Genomic DNA, 19,287 nt, shown 5'->3' with positions numbered 1-19,287 from the left:
GGTTCAGGCCGTGCCACACGCGGTTCTCGCAAGGCCCGGCAGTTCCCCCGCCCGCATCGCGGTCGCCGGGGCCGGGGCCGTACTGATGGGCGGGACCGCTCTTCTGATGCTCCCGGTCTCTTCCGCTGATGGAACCTGGACCGGTCTGGTGGACAGCTTGTTCACGGCGGTCTCGGCGATGTCGGTGACGGGCCTGGTGGTGCTGGACCCCGCCCATTGGACGACCTTCGGGCAGGTGGTGATCCTGCTGCTGATCCAGATCGGGGGAACCGGGGTGATGACCCTGGCCACTCTCCTGGGACTGGTGACGATGCGTCGGTTGGGCCTGCGCGCACGGGTGACCGCGGGCAAGGAGATCCATGCCGAACTGGGCGACGCGGGCGCGGTGGTGCGAGGCATCGTGGTCACCTCCCTCCTCATCGAACTGGTGGTGGCCGCGATCCTGTTCACCGCCTTCGCCCTGCGTGACGGGCTTCCCGTGCTGCCAGCGGCGGGCAGTGCCGTCTTCCACGCGGTCTCCGCGTTCAACAACGCCGGGTTCTCCCCGCACAGTGACAGTCTGATCCGGTATGCCGACGATCCCCTGGTGGCGCTGACGCTCGCCGCGGCCGTGGTGGCCGGGGGGCTCGGCTTCCCCGTGATCGCCGAATTGCTGCGACGACGGCACGGCCCCCGGCACTGGACGCTGACCACGAAACTCGTGCTCACCGGCACCCCTATCCTGCTGCTGGCCGGGCTGGTGACCACACTGCTGACCGAGCACTCCAACCCCGGCACCCTCGGGCCGATGGACTGGCCGCAGAAGGTGCTCAACGCCCTGCTGCACTCGGTGTTCAGCCGCACGGCCGGGTTCAACTCGGTGGACGTGGGCGCGATGCGGGAGGAGACCTGGTTGAGCACCGTCATCCTCATGCTCATCGGCGGTGGCCCCGCCGGGACCGCCGGCGGTCTGAAGATCACCACGGTGCTGATCCTGGTGCTCACCATCCGCAGCGAACTGCGCGGCGACAGCCACGTCATCGCCTTTGGCAAGAGGCTCCCGCAGGGGGTGAACCGGCAGGTGGTGACCGTGGTGGGGCTGATGTCGATCATGCTGCTGGGGGCCACCGCCGCGCTGATGGCCCTGGAGGACCACCCCCTCGACCGGGTGCTGTTCGAGGTGGCCTCGGCGATCTCCACCACCGGCCTGTCCACCGGGATCACCCCGCAGCTCAGCGATGCGTCCTGCCTGATCCTCGCCCTGCTCATGTTCGTGGGGCGGGTGGGCCCCATCTCCCTGGGCACCGCCCTGGCACTACGGCCTCGGCCCCTGCTGTACGAACCACCGAAGGAGCGACCCCTCATTGGCTAATCGAACGCCATCGGCCCATCGAACCCTGCTGTCCCGCCGCGATCCGAAGGATGAGGAGCACCATGTGCGCAGTGTCGTGGTGCTGGGGCTTGGCCGGTTCGGCTCCGCTCTCGCGGTCGAACTGACGCGCCTGGGGGTCGAAGTCCTGGGGGTCGACCAGGATGAGACCGTGGTGCAGGACCACGACGGGCGTCTCACCCATGTGGTGCGGGCGGACATCACCCGCGAAGAGGTGCACTCCCAGCTCGGGGTGCGCGATGCCGACCGGGTGGTCGTCGCGGTCGGCGGCCGCCTGGAAGCCAGCGTGCTGGCGTGCTCCCACCTCCTGCGGGCAGGAGTCGAGGACCTCTGGGCGAAGGCCGAATCGGCCGACCACGCGCAGATCCTCGACCAGCTCGGGGTGGCCCACGTGATCAAACCCCAGCATGAGACCGGGCAACGGGTCGCGCACCGGATCGCGGATCGGGCCGAGGAATGGGTGACCTACGGGCGGGGGTTCGCCATGGGCCTGTTCCCCGTCCCCAACCGTCTGCTGCACCGCACCGCGGCCGATGCCCGCATCGCGGAACGCTTCGATGTGCGCCTGATCGCCCGCTGCCCGGCCGGGCGGGACTGGGAGTACGTCTCCCTGCAGACCACGTTCAACCCAGGTGATCAGTTGATCGTCGCCGGGCAGGAGGCGAACCTGGAGCGCTTCGGCCGCTTGGACTGAGGTCGCGGTCCGTGCTTGCCGTGCCGCTGTCGGTCGGCGGAATCTGCCAGTCGATCTGCTGGCCGCCCTGCTGGGCCAGCAGTTCGTTGACCCGCGAGAACGGCCTGGAACCGAAGAACCCGCGGGAGGCCGACAGGGGGCTTGGGGGGGGGCTCGCGACGTAGGGGACCGCTCCCAGCATCGGCACCAGGGACTGGGCGTCCTTCCCCACAGCAGCGCCACCAGGGGCCCGCCGCGGGCCACCAGTGCACGGATCGCGAGCTCGGTGATCTCCTCCCAGCCGCGCCGGCGGTGCGACCCGGGGGAGCCGGGCCTCACGGTGAGCACCCGGTTCAGCAGCAGCACCCCCTGCTCCTGCCAGGCGGTGAGGTCACCGTGCGCGGCGGGCGGGATGCCCAGATCCGCCTGCAGCTCGGAGTAGATGTTCGCAAGGCTGCGGGGCAGGGGACGCACGTGCTCCTCGACGGCGAACGAGAGCCCGATGGGATGCCCGGGAGTGGGGTACGGGTCCTGCCCCACGATCAGCACCTTCACCTCGGCGAGAGGACGGGTGAAGGCCCTCAGCACGTGCTCGCCTTGGGGCAGGTACCCGCGACCGGAGGCGGCCTCCTCGCGCAGGAAGTCACCTAGGGCATGGATCCGCTGCTCGGCGGGGGAGAGGGCCTCGGCCCAGTCGGGAGCGATGATCTGGGCGAGCGGCTTCGGCATGGCGACAGTGTTCCATGCTGGCCGGAGCGGTGATGCGTGTCCCACCACGGGGTTCGACGAGGCCCGGCGCGCCGCTGCGGGAGCGAGCCGCCGCCCGCGTACGCTCCACCCATGCCCCCCGCCGATGCGCACTCCGATCACCCGTCCCGCCCTGAGGGCGCAGGGGAGGAGCTGTCCGAGCGGGACCGGCGCATCCTCGAACTGGAGTCGCGCACCTTCCGCTTCGTGGGCACCAAGGAGCGCGTGATCCGCGAGCAGCTGGCCATGTCCCGCACCGCCTACTACGTGCGGCTGAACGCCCTGCTGGACGACCCGGCAGCACTGCGCGCCGCCCCTGCCCTGGTGAACCGCCTGCGGGACCGGCGCACCTCGGCCGACGACCTCTCCACCGCAGCTCCGGACCACAGGGTGGCCTGAGCAGGCGTGTGCTCCCACCCCCTGCCGGTCCGAACGGGTTTAATAGGCCCGTGGCCGATACCCAGTACCCGTACCCGCCCGATCGATTCGACGACGAGGCCGATGCCGCGACGTTCCACGGTGCGCACCGCGCCGAGGAGCCGTTCTGGCGTCAGAACCTCATCTACCTCGTCATCATCGCGGCGGCCTTCGTGACGCTGCTGGTGCTGCTGTTCCTGATCGGAGGCATGGGCAGGGACGGCGACGACCGCGCGAGCGACCCCACCTCGCCCGCCGCATCGGAGACCACCGAGGAGGCTCCTGCGGAGGAGGAGGGCGCCGAGGGCGAGGAGGAGGCCCCGGCCCCCGAACCCGATCGCTCCATCCCGGTGATGGTCATCAACGCCGGCGGCATCAATGGGATGGCCGGCGCCTGGCGCGACTCCCTCGAGGGCTCCGGCTGGGAGCAGGTGAGCATCGGCACCGCCGACAACGTGCAGCAGGAACCGGTGGTGTTCTACCGCGACGAGGCCGATGCCGAGACCGCCCAGGCCCTGGCCCAGGAGGTCGGTGCCGGTGAGGCCCGACAGAGCGACGAGTACGAATCGCGCATCACCTTCGTCGCCGTGACCGAGCCGGGAAGCGGAGGCCAGGAGGGTGAGGGCGGGAACGACGGCTGATCGAGCGGTCGCTGATCGACTGTTCCCCGATGTGCCGGCCTCGGCCCTGGGTCGAGAGTTAGCACTCTCGGGTCGAGAGTGCTTATGATGAGCTGGCACTCACCGGCCGTGAGTGACAGCGCCTCCCGAGGCACGGATCCGCGGCCGGCGAAGGCCTGATCGGGGGCGCTCGCGCCCGCCGACCACGAACATTCCGGCCCCGTGAGGGGCCCGGGGCCGTGGGACATGAACACGGCTGCGGGTCTCGTCCGTCGCGGGCACAGGGTCGGGTGGACACCACACCACACGGGAGAGATTCCACACATGGCCAAGCTCATCTCTTACGACGAGGAGGCCCGGCGCGGTCTCGAGCGGGGAATGAACCAGCTCGCTGACGCCGTCAAGGTCACCCTCGGCCCCAAGGGCCGCAACGTCGTGCTCGAGAAGTCCTGGGGCGCCCCCACCATCACCAACGACGGCGTCTCCATCGCCAAGGAGATCGAACTCGACGACCCGTACGAGAAGATCGGCGCGGAGCTCGTCAAGGAGGTCGCCAAGAAGACCGACGACATCGCGGGCGACGGCACCACCACCGCCACCGTCCTGGCCCAGGCCCTGGTCAAGGAGGGCCTGCGCAACGTCGCCGCCGGCGCCAACCCCATCGCTCTGAAGCGCGGCATCGACAAGGCCGTCGCGGCCGTCTCCGAGACCCTGCTGTCGCAGGCCAAGGAGGTCGACACCAAGGAGCAGATCGCAAACACCGCCGCCATCTCCGCGGCCGACCCGGCCATCGGCGAGCTCATCGCCGAGGCGCTGGACAAGGTCGGCAAGGAGGGTGTGATCACGGTCGAGGAGTCCAACACCATGGGCCTCGAGCTGGAGCTCACCGAGGGCATGCGGTTCGACAAGGGCTACATCTCGCCCTACTTCGTCACCGACGCCGAGCGCCAGGAGACCGTGCTCGAGGATCCGTACATCCTGCTGATCAGCTCGAAGATCTCCACCGTCAAGGACCTGCTGCCGCTGCTGGAGAAGGTCATCCAGTCCGGCAAGCCGCTGGCGATCATCGCCGAGGACGTCGAGGGCGAGGCCCTGGCGGTGCTGGTGGTCAACAAGCTGCGCGGCTCCTTCAAGTCCGTGGCCGTCAAGGCCCCCGGCTTCGGCGACCGCCGCAAGGCGATGCTGGAGGACATGGCCATCCTCACCGGTGGCCAGGTTATCTCCGAGGAGGTCGGCCTCAAGCTGGAGACCGCCGGTCTCGAGCTGCTGGGCCAGGCCCGCAAGGTCGTCGTCACCAAGGACGAGACCACCATCGTCGAGGGCGCGGGCGATGCCGAGCGCATCGCCGGTCGGGTCAAGCAGATCCGCACCCAGATCGAGGGTTCGGACTCCGACTACGACCGCGAGAAGCTCCAGGAGCGCCTGGCGAAGCTGGCCGGCGGCGTGGCCGTCATCAAGGCCGGTGCCGCCACCGAGGTGGAGCTGAAGGAGCGCAAGCACCGCATCGAGGATGCCGTGCGCAACGCCAAGGCTGCTGTGGAGGAGGGTGTCGTCGCCGGTGGCGGCGTGGCCCTGCTGCAGGCCGGCAAGGACACCTTCGACAAGCTCACCCTCGAGGGTGACGAGGCCACCGGTGCCAACATCGTGAAGGTGGCCGTGGAGGCCCCCCTCAAGCAGATCGCGATCAACGCCGGTCTCGAGGGCGGCGTCGTGGCCGAGAAGGTCAAGAGCCTGCCCGTGGGCGAGGGCCTGAACGCCGCCACCGGCGAGTACGAGGACCTGCTGGCTGCCGGCATCCTCGACCCGGTGAAGGTCACCCGCTCCGCTCTGCAGAACGCCGCCTCCATCGCCGGCCTGTTCCTCACCACCGAGGCCGTCGTGGCCGACAAGCCGGAGCCCGTCAAGGCTCCCGCCGGTGGCGACGACATGGGCGGCATGGGAGGCATGGGCGGCATGATGTGATCAGCCCCCGCGGCTGATCGCCTCGCCCGAGCGACCGCGAGAAGCCCCGGTTCCCGGAAGGGAGCCGGGGTTTTTCGCTGCCTGTGGGTGCTCCTCGGCCGGCGCCGTGCACGAGCGGATGCCGCAGTGCCGACCGCGTGCGATGCAGACCGCGTGCGATGCCGTCCGCGTGCGTTGCGGAACCGGCGTCGGGCATGCTGGAGGCATGCTCCTTGCATCGCCTCACGCCGCTGCCCTGTCCGTGCTCACCCAGAACATCCGCATGCAGCATCCGCAGACGGCTCCGGGCCAGGCGGATCACTGGGGCGACCGGGCTCCGGTGCTGCGCGATCTTCTGCGTCGTGCCGATGCCGACGTCGTGGGCACCCAGGAGGTGACCTGGCCCCAGCTCCCGGTGCTCGAGGAGGCGCTGGGCTCCACGCACCTGCGTCTGGGGTTCGGTCGCGAGGGCGGGGCGCGAGGTGAGCACTGCCTGCTCCACCTGCGGCGGGACCGCTTCGAGGTGCAGGACTGGGACCAGTTCTGGCTATCCCCGACCCCGGCGACCATCGGATCGGTGGGCTGGGACGCCCACATCACCCGCGTCGCGGTGTGGGCCCGCGTGCGGGACCATGCTGCGGATGCAGAGCTGGTGCTGGCCGTGACGCACCTGGATCACGCCGGGGAACTGGCGCGAGCGGAGAGTGCCGGGCTCATCGCCAACAAGCTGCGCGAGGTGGCCGGGGATGCGGCACCGATCGTGCTGATCGGGGACTTCAACGCCCCCGCGGGGGACTCCGTCCCTTGGCGACGCCTGAGGGATGCCGGGTTCGTCGACACGCATGACGCGGCCGAGCACATCGCCGGCGAGGACATCGGCACCTACACCGACTACGGTCCCGCGGTGCCCGGCGGGCAGCGCATCGACTGGATCATGGCCCGTGGGCTGGGGGTTCACGCCTATGCCGCCCACGACCACGTGATCGACGGGGTGCATGCGAGCGACCACGCCGGTGTGCAGGCGATCGTGGAGGTGGCTCCCTCGGCCTGAGACGGGCCGAGGGCCCTGCACCGGGCGGTGCAGGGCCCTCGAAAGGGCATGCGAGGTCTCAGCGAAGGGTCTCGCCGTGATCGTTGCCGTCCATCAGGCCGTCCTCGCGGCGCGGATCGCTGCGCGGTACGTCGCCGTCGCGACCCAGGCCATCATCCCGGCGGGTGTCGCGGTCGCTGCCCAGCAGGCCGTCGTCAGGGCCGGGGTTGCCGTCCCTGGCAGGGCCGTCGGCGCGATGGGCGCCCCCGCGCGAGTCCACGCCGCCGAGGCCGCCGTCCCGACGGTCGTCGTCGAGCAGTCCGCCGTCACGACGATCCCGGTCGCGGTCGAGCAGGCCGTCCTTGTCGTGGTGGTCGTCGTCCCGACCCAGGACGCCGCCGTCGTCACGACGGCTGCCGTCGGCGTCGCGGTCCAGCACCCCGCCGTCGCGGCGATCACGGTCGCGGTCGAGCAGGCCGTCGTCATCGCGGTGGTCTCGGTCGCGATCCCCGTCGCCGTCCCGATCACGATCCGTCTCGTAGCCCTCGGCCAGGCGCTCCTCGGCCTGGCGCTGGCGGCTCGCGGAGCCGTCCTCGTTCCTGGACCCCTCCTGCTCGGCCAGGGAGATCACGTTGGGATCGTCCTCGACGTCGTAGTCAGGATCGATGGTCGCATCGCGGTCCACACCGCGCTCGACGTCACCGCGATCGCGACCGTCGCGGTCGCGGTCGCCGAGATCGCGATCGTCGAGGTCCCGGTCCCGATCGGCGCGGGGTGAGGTGTCACGGTCCTGTCCGTACCGCTCCGCCTCGTCGCGCTCCGCCGAGGAGCGGCCGTCGAGGCGGTCGTCCTCACGGCCCAGCAGGTCGCGGTCACCGGCGCGGCGACCGTCGGCATCACGGCTGTCGGGGTCGCGGCCGTCGAGGTCCTCGCGGAGCTCGCGGTCGGCATCGGCATGGCGCATGCCTGCGGGGGGCAGGGGGCCGCTGCGGCCGTCGTTGGTGGGCTGAGTCATCGTGGTCCTCCTCCTCAGGGTGAGCGCCCCGCAGTGAGGGGCGTCACAATCAGTGCGGCCCAGCGTATCCGTCCGGCTCCGAGTTGTCAGTGCCTTCGCTGGGAGTCCGTCACCTGCCCGGGATCACCCGAACGGGTTCCACCAGCGGCCGTTGCCCAGCACCACCAGGGCGATCGAGGCTGTGAGCACCAGCAGCGACCCGATCATCACCAGCACATCGCGCGTGCGGAGCGGTCGCTGGTCGTACCAGGTGCGCCCCCTGCCGCGACCGAAGCCGCGCAGCTCCATGGCTGCGGCCACCGACTCGATCCGGTCGAAGGCCCCCAGCAGCAGCGGCATGAGCGTCGAGGTCAGATTGCGGATCCGCGTTCCCAGCCCTACGCGACGGGTCACCTCCAGACCTCGCGCCTGCTGCGCCTGGGAGATGGTGCGGAAGTCCCGCTGCACATCAGGGATGTACCGCAGGGCCAGGGAGACCGCATAGGCAGCTCGGTAGGGCACCCCGATGCGACTCAGAGAAGAGGCGAACTCCGGTGGCCGCGTGGTGGTGATGAACAGCAGCACCCCTGGCAGCACCGCGAAATACTTCAGTGTGACGACCAGCTGGTAGAACAGCTGCTCAGCGGTCAGGTCCCACCGCCACGGGCCGTCCAGCAGCAGGGTGCGGGAGTCGAACAGCTGCGGCCCGTAATCGGGGGCGAACAGGAAGATCAGCAGGTTGTTCAGGACCATGAAGATCGCGATCAGCCACAGCACCACTGCGAGGTCGCGCAGCCGCACCCGGGAGACGCCCCACAGCACCATCGACAGCACGGACAGCCCCAGCAGGTAGCGGGCATCGAAGCTGATCATCGCCCCCACCACCAGCGCGATCACCAGCACCAGCTTGGACACCCCGGTCAGCGTGTGCAGCCAGCCCCGGCGGGGCACGTACCCCAGCAGCGGCGCGCTCATCGCGCCGCTCCCTGCCCGGGCACCAGTCCTGCGCGCTGCTCCCGATCTGCCTGCACGAAGCGGTGCACCAGCCGCACCGGGTCCCCGATCCCGCAGCGCTGGGCGAGGGTGAACAGTCCCGTGGTCACCAGGTCGGCGTTCGCGGTGAGCTCCTCGTCGGTCAGGGCGGCGGCCGGATCGGTATCCGCCAGCAGGCGGCCTCCGCTCATCACCAGCACCCTGTCGGTGTACTCCAGTGCCAGGTGCATGTCGTGGGTGATCAGCACGACCGTGGTGCCCAGCTCGTTGATGCGGGTCAGGAAGTCCATGAACTCGCTGTAGTGCGCGTAGTCCTGCCCGGCCGTCGGCTCGTCCAGGATCAGCACCTGCGGGTCAAGGGCCAGGATCGAGGCGATCGTGACCCGCTTCTTCTGGCCGTGGCTGAGGGCGGAGACGGGCCAGGAGCGGAACGGCCGCAGACCGCACACCTCCAGCACCCGCGCGGTGCGCGCGGCGATCTCCTGCTCGTCCAGGCCCCGGGCCCGCATGCCCAGTTCGATCTCCTCGGTGATCAGGGGCCGGGAGATCATCTGGCCCGGCTCCTGCAGCACGAAGCCGACCTGTGCACCGCGCTCGGCGATGCTCCAACGGGCCGCATCGACCGATCCGATGCGCACCACACCTTCCGTGGCCTTCTCGAATCCGCAGATCACGCGGGCCAGGGTGGACTTGCCGGCACCGTTGGAGCCCAGCACCCCGATCATCTCGCCGCTGCGCACGCGCGCGCTCACACCCTCCAGTGCGCGGGTGCCGAGCGCATCCCCCGGGCGGGGCAGCACGCAGCCCACGCCGTCGAGCTCCAGTGCGGCGGGGCGGCCCGCCGCGGGGCCCACCGGTGGTGTCCCGACCGCGGCCACCCATTGCCGCACCGCCGCGACCTGCCGCTCGTCCAGCTGCATCGCGCCCAGGTCCGACGGGCGCTGCTCGGCTCGAGCGGGAGCCCCGGCCAGGCGCAGCGCGGCCAGGTGCAGGGGCGGGCGGATCCCGTGCTGCTCCAGCAGGCCGGAGACCAGCACCTCGTCCGGGGGCGCATCGGCCACGATGCGGCCGTGGGCCATCAGCACGATGCGGTCCACCGGGCGGTGCAGCACGTCCTCCAGCCGGTGCTCGACGATCACCACGGTGCGGCCGTGGTCGCGGTGCAGCCGGTCGATCAGCTCCACCGCCGAACGACCCGCCGCCGGGTCCAGGTTGGCCAAGGGCTCGTCGAACAGCAGCACCTCGACGTCGTCCACCAGCACCCCGGCCATCGCCACGCGCTGCTTCTGCCCGCCGGAGAGCTCGTGGGGGGAGGCGGTCAGACGGTCCTCGATCTGGGCGATCGATGCGGCCTTCCGCACCCGGTCGGGCATCTGCCCGTGGGGGACCTGCTGGTTCTCCAGGCTGAAGGCGATGTCCTCACCCACCGTCAGGCCCACGAACTGGCCGGAGGTGTCCTGCAGGACGGTGCCGACGTGCCGCGAGGTCTCCACCAGCGGCACGGCGCCCGGATCGTTGCCGCACACCCGGACGGTGCCGGTGGCGGTCCCGCGGTGATGGTGGGGGATCAGACCGTTGAGCACCGAGAGCAGGGTCGACTTGCCCGACCCGGACGCCCCGATGATCGCCACCTTCTCGCCACGCCTGATCTCCAGGTCGATGTGGTGCAGGGTGGGTTCGGACTGCGCGCGGTACTGGAAGCAGTACCCGCGCAGTTCGATGATCGGGTCGGTGGGCCGATCCACCGGCAGTGCCGGGTCGGCGGTGGTCACGACTCGACCGTGAGGGACCCGGTCCTGGTGCGGGTGCGGGCGTAGACAGCGAGGATCAGGGTGCCCAGCACCGCGGTGGTGATGGTGTTGGCGGCGAATGCCACTGCGCCCTGGGCCCACACCTTCCCGGCGGGCTCGGAGTAGATCAGCACATCGCCCAGCGGTGCGATCAGCAGCCAGGCCGCCGCGTGGGCCACCGCCACCGCCGCCACGAAGCGCAGGGCGGTCGCGGCGGAGAACTCGCCGTCGTGGATCCGGTGGCGCAGCAACAGGAGCGCGACCACCAGGCCGAACACGCCGGAGGCCAGCTCCCAGCTGAACCAGATGCCGTAGCCGGTGACGTCGATCAGCAGGTGGCCGATCAGTCCGACCAACAGTCCGACCCAGGGGCCGTAGAGCACGGCCAGCACCGCGAGGATCGCGTACTGGATGGAGATGGAGGTGTTGGGGATCGGGGGGGGATGGCCACGAAGCGGCCGAGGACGAAGAACAGGGCGGCGCCGATGCCGATGGCGACGACCTGGACGACGGGGAATGGGAGCGGACATGGCTACCTCTGCTGGGGACGGGGCTGGTCGAGGGGGCGGGGAGAGGATCGGGATCAGGGGGCCGGCTCGAGCCTCACCTTCCAGGAAGTGCCGGTGCCCAGGGAGAAGGCTCGCGCGTAGTGACCACGATTGATGGCCACCGCCATCCGGTCCAGGGAGTTCACGTACAGCAGCGACTCTCCCACCTCCACGTCCGCGAAGCTGCGGGCGTAGGTCATCTGTGCGGCGTGCACCACGGCGTCGTAATGGCTCACCCGCACCGTGACCCGACCACCGTGGCCGATGCCGAGCTCCCGGAACAGCTCCCGGGGGATGGACGTCCACAGGGACCCGTACCGCACATCGAGGGTGTCGATGGTGCCGTGGACACCGCCGCCATCGGCCCGAGGCTCCACCAGGGGCAGGGAGACCAGTTCCTCGAGCGGCACCGCGGGCCCCACCTGCTCGTAGGTGATCGCTCCGGAAGCGAGGCGGGCCCCGGTGTAGGCGTAGATGTCGCGACCGTGGAAGGTGTAGGACTCCTCGGAGCCCGCCCGGCGGTTCACCGTCTCGTCGATCAGGCGCAGCTCGGTGATGCCGAAGATGCTGTGCAGATGGGTGAGGGTGCCGTTGTCGGGCGTGACCACGAGGTGGCCGCTGCGGGTGCGGGCCACCACGCTCAGGCGGTCCGAGCCCACGCCGGGATCGACGACGGAGACGAACACCGTTCCTGCCGGCCAGTAGGAGATCACCTGGGCCAGCCGGTAGGAGCCCTCCCAGATGTCGTAGGGAGGGATGTTGTGGGTGAGGTCGTGGATGCGAAGACCCGGGTCGACAGCGACGGCCACGCCGTACATGGCGCTGACCGCACCGTCGTCGAGGCCGAAGTCGGATTGCAGGACGAGGGGGTGCACCCGAGCATTATCCCCACATCGCGGCAGGTGACGCCCGTTCATATCGCCAGATGAACGGGCAGCTCAGGCGGCGGTGCCGTTGCAGGGCCGGAGTCTCAGACCGCAGTGAGCCCCCAGGCCTCGGCCAGCAGCTCCAGGCCGCGCAGTCGGTCTGCCGGATCGAAGTGGTAGGCGGTGAGGATCAGCTCGTCGGCCCCGGTGGTGGTCACGATCTGCTCGAGCTGATCGACCACGGTGGCGGGCGAGCCCACGGCCCGGATGGAGAGGGTCTGGTCCACCTGGGAGATCAGATGCTCCGGGGCCACCTCCCCGATCGGGCGCGGCGGTTGGATCTTCTGCCGCTGCCCGGTGACCACGCCCAGGAACATCTGCTGCAGCGTGGTGAACTGTCGCTGCGCCTCCTCGTCGGACTCGGCCACCACCAGGTTCACCCCCACCATGGTGCGCGGTGCGGAGATCTGGGCGGAGGGGGCATCGGCATCGAAGTTGTCGCGGTACACCTCCAGCGCATGCAGGTACTGGAACGGGGCGAAGTGGGAGGCCACCGAGAACGGCATCCCCAGCTGGGCGGCCAGCCGGGCCCCGTTGGCGGTGGAGCCCAGGATCCACATCGGCACCTCGGTGCCCTTGGCCACCGACGCGCTGATGGGCAGACCACCGGTGGGCTCGTTGCGAGACCAGTCCCGCATCTGCTCCACCGCGGCGATGAAGGCATGCGGCTCCGCCGAGGTGCGGGCCAGCAGCTGTGCGGTGAGCTGATCGGTGCCCGGCGCGCGGCCCAGACCCAGGTCGATGTGGTCCCCGTGGAACTGCACCAGGGTGCCGAACTGCTCGATCACCGCCAGGGGCGAGTGGTTGGGCAGCATGATGCCCCCTGATCCCACTCGGATCCGCTGCGTGAGTGAGGCGGCCCGGTCGATCAGCAGGCTGGTGGCGCTGGAGGCCAGGGCGTCGGTGTTGTGGTGCTCGGCGAACCAGTAGCGCTCGTAGCCGAGCCTGTCGGCGGCCTGGGCGCCCTCCATCGAGGCGGCGATCGCCTCCCGGGTGGACTGGCCCTCCGAGATGGGCACCAGGTCCAGGATCGACAGGGGGACGTGGGGTGTGGATCCGTTGGCAGAGGAAGTCATGCCAGGAGCTTAGCCATAGCGGCTGGGCGCGCCGGGTGGCTGAGCCTAGAGCTGTGGGGGTCGGGTCGGATCGTGGTCGTCGTCGTGGATCCGCACGTGCGCCGCGGGGATGTCCTCGTAGCTGGTGGGATCGGAGATCGGCTCGAGGTGGGTGAGCACCGTGAGCTCCGGCAGGCGGCCCATGAGCTCCCGCTCCAGGTCCTCGATGTAGTCGTGGCCGTGCTTGACGGTCCACTCGTCGGGCACCAGCACGTGCACGTTCATGAACTTCTGCTGCCCGGCCTCGCGGGTCTGCAGGCCGTGGAAGGTGACCGTGCCGTCGGTGCGGCGGCGCAGGATCTCGGTGATGACCTCGTGATCCTCGTCCGAGAGCGCCTTGTCCAGCAGGCCGGAGACGGACTCGTGCATCAGGGAGATCCCGGTGACGATGATGTTCACGCCCACCGCGAAGGCCACCACGGCGTCCAGCCGCTCCCAGCCCGTCAGCGCCACCAGGCCCACCCCGATGATCACTCCCACCGAGGTCCACACGTCGGTCAGCAGGTGGCGGCCGTCCGCCCGCAGGGTGATGGAGCGGTAGCGCCGCCCGGCCCTGATCAGCACGAAGGCCACCGCACCGTTGATGATCGAGGCGATCACCGAGATCGCCAGGCCCCAGCCCACGTTCTCCAGGGGCTGCGGGTTCACGAACCGCTCCACGGCGGTGACCAGGATGACCGCGGCGGCCACGAAGATCATCGCGCCCTCCACCGCGGCCGAGAAGTACTCGGCCTTGGCGCGGCCGTACAGGAAGCGCTCGGTGGCCGGGCGGGCCGCGACCTTCAGCGCGATCAGCGCCACTACCGCGGCCACCAGGTTCACGGTGGACTCCGCGGCGTCGGAGAGCAGGCCCACCGAGCCGGTCATCGCCCAGGCGCCCGTCTTCAGGGCGATCGTGGCCACAGCCGCCGCGATCGACAGCCAGGCGAAGCGCGTGAGATCGACGGCCGACGACGAGGGGGCGTCCGGGCGGCGCGGCTGCGCCTCCGGAGCGTCGCCGGGGCCGGTGGGGTTCGGATCGGTCTGCACGGGTCTCTCCGCTCGTGAACTGTGCGCGCGGTGGAACGCTACCGGGTCGGAGCAGGATGCGCCCCGTCCTCGCTCATGATCGGATCAGCGCGAGCGTCGACCGGAGGAGAACGCGGCCAGGCCACCGCCGGCGCCCGGGGAGGATGTCGAGTACGCGGTACCGCCGGAGCGCCCCGAGCCCGAGCGGCCATCACCGGAGCGCCCCGAGCCCGAGCGGCCATCACCGGAGCGCCCGGCACCGCCGGAGCGGCCGGCGCCGGAACGACCCGCACGGTCACCGGGGCGACCGCCGCCGGAGCGCCCGGATCCGGACCCGCCGGCCTCTGCGTCGGGACGAGCCGAACCGCCGCCGGAGCGCCCGGATCCGGACCCGCCGGCCTCTGCGTCGGGACGAGCCGAACCGCCGCCGGAGCGACGCCGACCCTGACCGCCACCGGCATTGCCGCCGTTGACTCCACGGCCACCGTTGCCGCGGCCTGCGCCGGAGCGTCGACCGCCACCGGTGCCACGAACCGCGCCGCCACGCTCGCCGGGCTCCTGCACCGGAGTGCGATCGGGCACCTCGCCCAGTACGCGCTCCCCGGGCGCGAGGCGCTGTAGCACCTCGGCGCCGGCGCGCACTGCGGAGTGCACCTGGGGGCGGATCTTCGCGGCCCGCATCAGGGAGCTCACATCACCGCGCTGGTCCGGCGTCTGCACCGTGATCACGGTGCCCGCCTCGCCCGCGCGGGCGGTGCGGCCCGAGCGGTGCAGGTATGCCTTGTGCTCCACGGGCGGATCGGCGTGCACCACCAGGGACACCTCGTCCACGTGGATCCCGCGGGCGGCGATGTCGGTGGAGACCAGGGTGGTGGCCCCGCCGGACCCGAAGGCCTCCAGGTTGCGGGTGCGTGCGCCCTGGGAGAGGTTGCCGTGCAGCTCCACGGCGTCCACGCCGCTCTGCACCAGCTTCTTGGTCAGCTTCTTCGCCCCGTACTTGGTGCGTGTGAACAGGATGGTGCGGCCGGGTGCGGAGGCCAGGTCCAGCAGCACATCGAAGCGGTCGTCCGCGCTCACCTCGAGCACGTGGTGCTCCATCTTCGTGACCGTGGCGGTGGCCGGATCGGCCTCATGGGTGACGGGGGAGTGCAGGTACTGCTTGACCAACGTGCCCACTCCGGCGTCCAGGGTGGCGGAGAACAGCATGCGCTGGCCCTTGGAGGGGGTCTTGTCCATGATGCGGCGCACCATCGGCAGGAAGCCCATGTCGGCCATGTGGTCGGCCTCGTCCAGCACCGTGATCTCGATGGCGGAGAGGTCGGCGTGGCCCTGGCCCATCAGGTCCAGCAGGCGGCCGGGGCACGCGATCAGCACGTCGAGCCCGCGCTCGAGCGCGTCCACCTGGGGCTTCTGGCCGACACCGCCGAACACGGTGGCGGTGCGCAGCCCGGTGGCCTTCGCCAGCGGGGCGAGGGACTCGGCGATCTGGGCGGCCAGCTCGCGGGTGGGGGCCAGCACCAGGGAGCGCGGCTTGCGCGGGCTGCGCTTGCGGGCGCTCTCCTGCAGGCGCGCCACCAGGGGCAGCAGGAAGGCGTAGGTCTTGCCGGAGCCGGTGCGGCCGCGGCCCAGCACGTCCCGGCCGGCGAGGGAGTCAGGCAGGGTGGCTGCCTGGATGGGGGTGGGGGAGGTGATGCCGAGGGGCGCGAGCGCGTCGCTCAGCACGGAGGGCACGCCGAGGCGCGCGAAATCAGAGGAAAGCACAGAGGGATCCGTTCATCAAGAGTGGGTTCGCCGGGGCGCGTGCGTCGCAGTCACCGGAGGTCCCGGTGTGCGGAATGCTGCGCGGCCGGCGGAGACAGGGCCCGTCCTTCGGGCACGTCACCGATCACGGGGATCGGGATGGGTCTCCGCGGCAGGTCGTCGCGGCGAGATTCGACGGCGACCGTCACCGCCCACCGTACGCCCTCGAGGCCGTACGAGCGTGATCCGGGCCCTGGAATGTGACCCAGACGCGTGCTCAGCGCGCGAACGCGATCACTGCCCGCCTCCCAGGCCCGCATTGGCCACCGCCCTGCTTGGGGCTGGGGCGAACGGTGGGATTCCCAACCAGGAATTCCTGATCACTGGCACAGAACATGGCAGATGGTCTCGAGGTCGGGCATCAACTGCGCTTGACTGGACACATCCCCGATCAGCGCCGACCCCGAGGAGTCCCCCGTGCGCGCCACCGACACCGCACCCGATCCGGCCGCCCTGCCCGCGAAGCTCTCCGCGCTGTTCGCCCGCGCCGAGGAGCTGGCCGGGCCCCTCGACGGGCCGCCGTCGGCCGCCCGTCCCGGCGACGCGGCCGGCGAACTGCCCCGACCCGAGCATCCACGCCCCCAGTTCCACCGCCCCACCTGGCTGAGCCTCAACGGCAGCTGGCAGTTCGAGATCGACCAGGGCGACTCCGGCCGTGAGCGGGGCCTGCTGGACCGCGAGCTGGACTCCCGGATCCTGGTGCCCTTCGCTCCGGAGACCACGGCCTCCGGCATCGGGAACAGGGACTTCCTGGAGGCCGTGTGGTATCGCCGCACCGTCACCGTTCCGGCCGACTGGGAGGGCCTGCGCCCGATCCTGCGCTTCGAGGCTGTGGACCACGAGGCCACCGTGTGGGTCAACGGCACCGAGGTGGCCCGCCACCGCGGCGGCTTCACCCCCTTCAGCGCCGACCTCTCCACCCTGGAGGGTGTGGGCGCAGGCTCCGAGCTGACCATCGTGGTGCGGGCCCGCGACCCGCACGACGTGGCCCAGGCCCGCGGCAAGCAGTCCACCTGGTTCCACGCCACCCACGCCAGCTACCACCGCACCACCGGCATCTGGCAGACGGTGTGGCTCGAGGGCGTGCCGGCCGACGAGATCCGCTCCCTGCGCATCATCCCCTCGCTCGCCTCCGGTTCCTTCTCCATCGACGCGTCGCTGTCCCGCTCCACACCCGGCACCCGCCTCGAGGTGGTCGCGAGCGCCCCTGGTGGCCAGGAGGTGGCCCGCGCCGAGGTGCGTGCCGACCTCGACCTTGCTCCGCATCTGGAGCTGGTGATCCCCGCCGAGCACGTGCGGGTGTGGGGCCCGGGGGAGCCCGAGCTGTACGCCCTGGCGGTGCGCCTGCGGGATGCCGAGGGCGCCGTGCTGGACGAGGCGCGGTCCTACGCTGGCCTGCGCTCCACCTCATTGAACGGTCACGAGTTCCGCATCAACGGCCAGAAGGTGTTCCAGCGCCTGGTACTGGACCAGGGGTACTGGGAGCACACCTTCATGACCTCCCCCTCCGACGAGGCGATGACCACCGACATCCGCCTGGCCTACGAGGCAGGGTTCAACGGCGCCCGCCTGCACCAGAAGGTGTTCGAGCAGCGGATGCTGTTCTGGGCGGACCTGCACGGCTACCTCACCTGGGGCGAGTTCGGCGACTGGGGCGCCTCGGGCAAGGGCCCGATGGGTGACAACCAGCAGCCCACCGCCTCCTTCGTCGCTGAATGGGTGCAGGCCGTGGCCCGCGACATCAACCACCCCTCGATCATCGGCTGGTGCCCCCTGAACGAGACCCACCAGGTGCTGCACGATCGCCTCACCCAGCTCGATGACGTCACCCAGGCGATGTACGACGCCACCAAGCTGGCCGATCCCTCCCGTCCGGTGCTGGACGCCTCCGGCTACTCGCACCGGGTGCGTGGGGCCGACGTCTACGACTCCCACTCCTACGAGCAGGACGTCGAGGCGTTCCGTGCCGAGCAGGCGGGTCTGGCCGACGGCACCCCCTTCGTCAACCGGCGCGAGCTGGCCCCCGACGACATGCCGTTCGCCGATGGAGCCTTCTCCCTGGCCTACGCCGGCCAGCCCTACTTCGTCTCCGAGGACGGAGGCATCTGGTGGAACGAGGAGGAGGCCCGGCGTGCCGCCGAGGCCGCCGCCGGTGACCGCACCGGCAACGATCAGGCCGTGTCCTGGGGCTACGGGGAGCGGGTGCGCTCGGAGGAGGAGCTGTATGAGCGCTTCGAGGGCCTCACCCGGGTGCTGCTCGAGGATCCGCTGATGTTCGGCTACTGCTACACGCAGATGACCGACGTGTTCCAGGAGAAGAACGGCATCGTGGACTTCGAACGCGGCCGCAAGCTGGACCTGGCCCGCCTGCGGGCGGTCCAGGAGAACCGCGCCGCCTACGAGGAGGACTGACCGAGCGCGAGCCCGGGCCCGGCGTGGGGAGCCGGTCTCCGACGGGGCCGGCCCCGTTCCCGCCGCCGTGCGGTCCCGGTCGCGCACGTCGGCTGCCCGCAAAAACCCGTGACCGATCGAGCCGCCGAGGCCAGGATGGAGGCATGATCGATCAATCGCGCCTCTGGGACGAACATGCCGCCGCGACCTACGACACTCCCGGTGAGGGCATGTTCGCCGCCGAGGTGCTGGAGCCGACGGTGGCACTGCTGTCCGAGCTCGCCGCTGGCGGGCGCGCCCTCGAGCTCGCGATCGGCACCGGGCGGGTCGCGATCCCGCTGCGGGAGGCAGGCGTCGAGGTGGCAGGCATCGAGCTGTCCGAGGCCATGATCGACCGGCTGCGGGAGAAGGTCGACGCCGCCACCATCCCCGTCGTCCAGGGTGACATGACCACCGCGACGGCGGGGGAGGGATTCACTCTCGCCTACCTGGTGTTCAATACCATCTCCAACCTGCTCACCCAGGAGCAGCAGGTGGAGTGCTTCCGCAACGCCGCCCGGCACCTCGCCCCTGGCGGGCGTTTCGTGGTCGAGCTGTGGGTGCCCCAGCTGCGTTCGCTGGCCCCCGGCCACGGCGGCACCGTGGAGGTCTCCGAATCCGGGTACCTGCTGGTCGACACCTACGACACCCTCGCCCAGCTCGTCGTCTCCCACCATGTCCGCTTCGATCCGCAGGTGGACGGCAGTCGCGAGGCCCAGCTCGCCCGCACCCCGCATCGCTACGTGTGGCCTGCTGAACTGGACCTGATGGCGCAGCTGGCCGGGTTCGAGTTCGAGCACCGGTACGCCGGGTTCGACCGCGCCGAGTTCACCGCCGAGTCGCGCAGCCACGTCTCCGTGTACCGCCGCGCCTGAACCCCGTGCGC

General features: G+C 70.7%; 16 protein-coding genes and 1 pseudogene. 8 read left to right on the top strand and 9 right to left on the bottom strand.

Annotated elements, in window-relative coordinates:
- The first annotated feature begins 10 nt into the window (after positions 1–10).
- Both IOE58_RS11610 and IOE58_RS11605 read left to right on the top strand, forming a co-directional pair.
- A complete protein-coding gene (locus IOE58_RS11610; RefSeq protein WP_348981967.1) occupies positions 11–1,351 on the top strand; it encodes a TrkH family potassium uptake protein in 1,341 nt (446 codons plus the stop codon).
- A gap of 64 nt (positions 1,352–1,415) precedes the next feature.
- Positions 1,416–2,063 carry a potassium channel family protein gene (locus tag IOE58_RS11605; protein WP_193866538.1) on the top strand — a complete coding sequence of 216 codons (648 nt, stop codon included), beginning with the start codon at positions 1,416–1,418 and terminating at the stop codon, positions 2,061–2,063.
- Positions 2,064–2,100: 37 nt separating this feature from the next.
- On the opposite strand, the pseudogene IOE58_RS11600 reads toward IOE58_RS11605, so the two are convergent.
- Positions 2,101–2,771: pseudogene (locus IOE58_RS11600) on the bottom strand (uracil-DNA glycosylase); the annotation flags it as partial.
- A gap of 111 nt (positions 2,772–2,882) precedes the next feature.
- Here IOE58_RS11600 and IOE58_RS11595 point away from each other — a divergent pair.
- From IOE58_RS11595 to IOE58_RS11580, 4 genes are all read left to right on the top strand, one after another.
- Complete coding sequence (locus IOE58_RS11595) at positions 2,883–3,188, top strand: DUF3263 domain-containing protein (protein WP_193866537.1); 306 nt, start codon at positions 2,883–2,885, stop codon at positions 3,186–3,188.
- A 50-nt stretch (positions 3,189–3,238) separates the two neighbouring features.
- Positions 3,239–3,847 (top strand): LytR C-terminal domain-containing protein, encoded by a 609-nt coding sequence (locus IOE58_RS14815; protein ID WP_193866536.1) that lies wholly within the window; start codon positions 3,239–3,241, stop codon positions 3,845–3,847.
- 303 nt (positions 3,848–4,150) lie between these two features.
- A complete protein-coding gene (groL, locus tag IOE58_RS11585; RefSeq protein WP_193866535.1) occupies positions 4,151–5,788 on the top strand; it encodes a chaperonin GroEL in 1,638 nt (545 codons plus the stop codon).
- A gap of 205 nt (positions 5,789–5,993) precedes the next feature.
- Positions 5,994–6,818: an endonuclease/exonuclease/phosphatase family protein gene (locus IOE58_RS11580; RefSeq protein WP_193866534.1), complete on the top strand. Its 825-nt coding sequence runs from the start codon at positions 5,994–5,996 to the stop codon at positions 6,816–6,818.
- Between the two features lie 58 nt (positions 6,819–6,876).
- Here IOE58_RS11580 and IOE58_RS11575 read toward each other — a convergent pair whose 3' ends face one another.
- From IOE58_RS11575 to IOE58_RS11540, 8 genes are all read right to left on the bottom strand, one after another.
- Complete coding sequence (locus IOE58_RS11575; protein ID WP_193866533.1) at positions 6,877–7,812, bottom strand: hypothetical protein; 936 nt, start codon at positions 7,810–7,812, stop codon at positions 6,877–6,879.
- 123 nt (positions 7,813–7,935) lie between these two features.
- Positions 7,936–8,766, bottom strand: coding sequence for an energy-coupling factor transporter transmembrane component T family protein (locus tag IOE58_RS11570; protein WP_193866532.1), 831 nt, complete (start codon positions 8,764–8,766; stop codon positions 7,936–7,938).
- On the bottom strand, positions 8,763–10,556 hold the full coding sequence (locus tag IOE58_RS11565; RefSeq protein ID WP_259890558.1) for an ABC transporter ATP-binding protein: 1,794 nt from the start codon (positions 10,554–10,556) through the stop codon (positions 8,763–8,765). The genes IOE58_RS11570 and IOE58_RS11565 overlap by 4 nt, the downstream gene beginning before the upstream one ends.
- Positions 10,553–11,104, bottom strand: a complete 552-nt coding sequence (locus tag IOE58_RS11560; protein WP_228019858.1) for an ECF-type riboflavin transporter substrate-binding protein — start codon at positions 11,102–11,104, stop codon at positions 10,553–10,555. The genes IOE58_RS11565 and IOE58_RS11560 overlap by 4 nt, the downstream gene beginning before the upstream one ends.
- Before the next feature lie 53 nt (positions 11,105–11,157).
- On the bottom strand, positions 11,158–11,997 hold the full coding sequence (locus IOE58_RS11555) for an SAM hydrolase/SAM-dependent halogenase family protein (RefSeq protein WP_193866531.1): 840 nt from the start codon (positions 11,995–11,997) through the stop codon (positions 11,158–11,160).
- A gap of 95 nt (positions 11,998–12,092) precedes the next feature.
- On the bottom strand, positions 12,093–13,124 hold the full coding sequence (locus IOE58_RS11550; protein ID WP_193866530.1) for an LLM class flavin-dependent oxidoreductase: 1,032 nt from the start codon (positions 13,122–13,124) through the stop codon (positions 12,093–12,095).
- Between the two features lie 45 nt (positions 13,125–13,169).
- Positions 13,170–14,192 carry a cation diffusion facilitator family transporter gene (locus IOE58_RS11545; RefSeq protein WP_193866529.1) on the bottom strand — a complete coding sequence of 341 codons (1,023 nt, stop codon included), beginning with the start codon at positions 14,190–14,192 and terminating at the stop codon, positions 13,170–13,172.
- 84 nt (positions 14,193–14,276) lie between these two features.
- A complete protein-coding gene (locus tag IOE58_RS11540; protein ID WP_193866528.1) occupies positions 14,277–15,932 on the bottom strand; it encodes a DEAD/DEAH box helicase in 1,656 nt (551 codons plus the stop codon).
- A gap of 456 nt (positions 15,933–16,388) precedes the next feature.
- Here IOE58_RS11540 and IOE58_RS11535 point away from each other — a divergent pair, with 456 nt between their 5' ends.
- Together IOE58_RS11535 and IOE58_RS11530 are read left to right on the top strand one after the other, a co-directional pair.
- Complete coding sequence (locus IOE58_RS11535; protein WP_193866527.1) at positions 16,389–18,383, top strand: sugar-binding domain-containing protein; 1,995 nt, start codon at positions 16,389–16,391, stop codon at positions 18,381–18,383.
- Positions 18,384–18,526: 143 nt separating this feature from the next.
- Positions 18,527–19,276, top strand: coding sequence for a class I SAM-dependent methyltransferase (locus tag IOE58_RS11530; protein WP_193866526.1), 750 nt, complete (start codon positions 18,527–18,529; stop codon positions 19,274–19,276).
- The last annotated feature ends 11 nt before the right edge of the window (positions 19,277–19,287 follow it).

This window comes from Brachybacterium epidermidis, assembly GCF_015209585.1.
Taxonomy (GTDB): Bacteria; Actinomycetota; Actinomycetes; order Actinomycetales; family Dermabacteraceae; genus Brachybacterium; species Brachybacterium epidermidis.
This window is presented reverse-complemented; position numbering and strand designations above follow the sequence as displayed.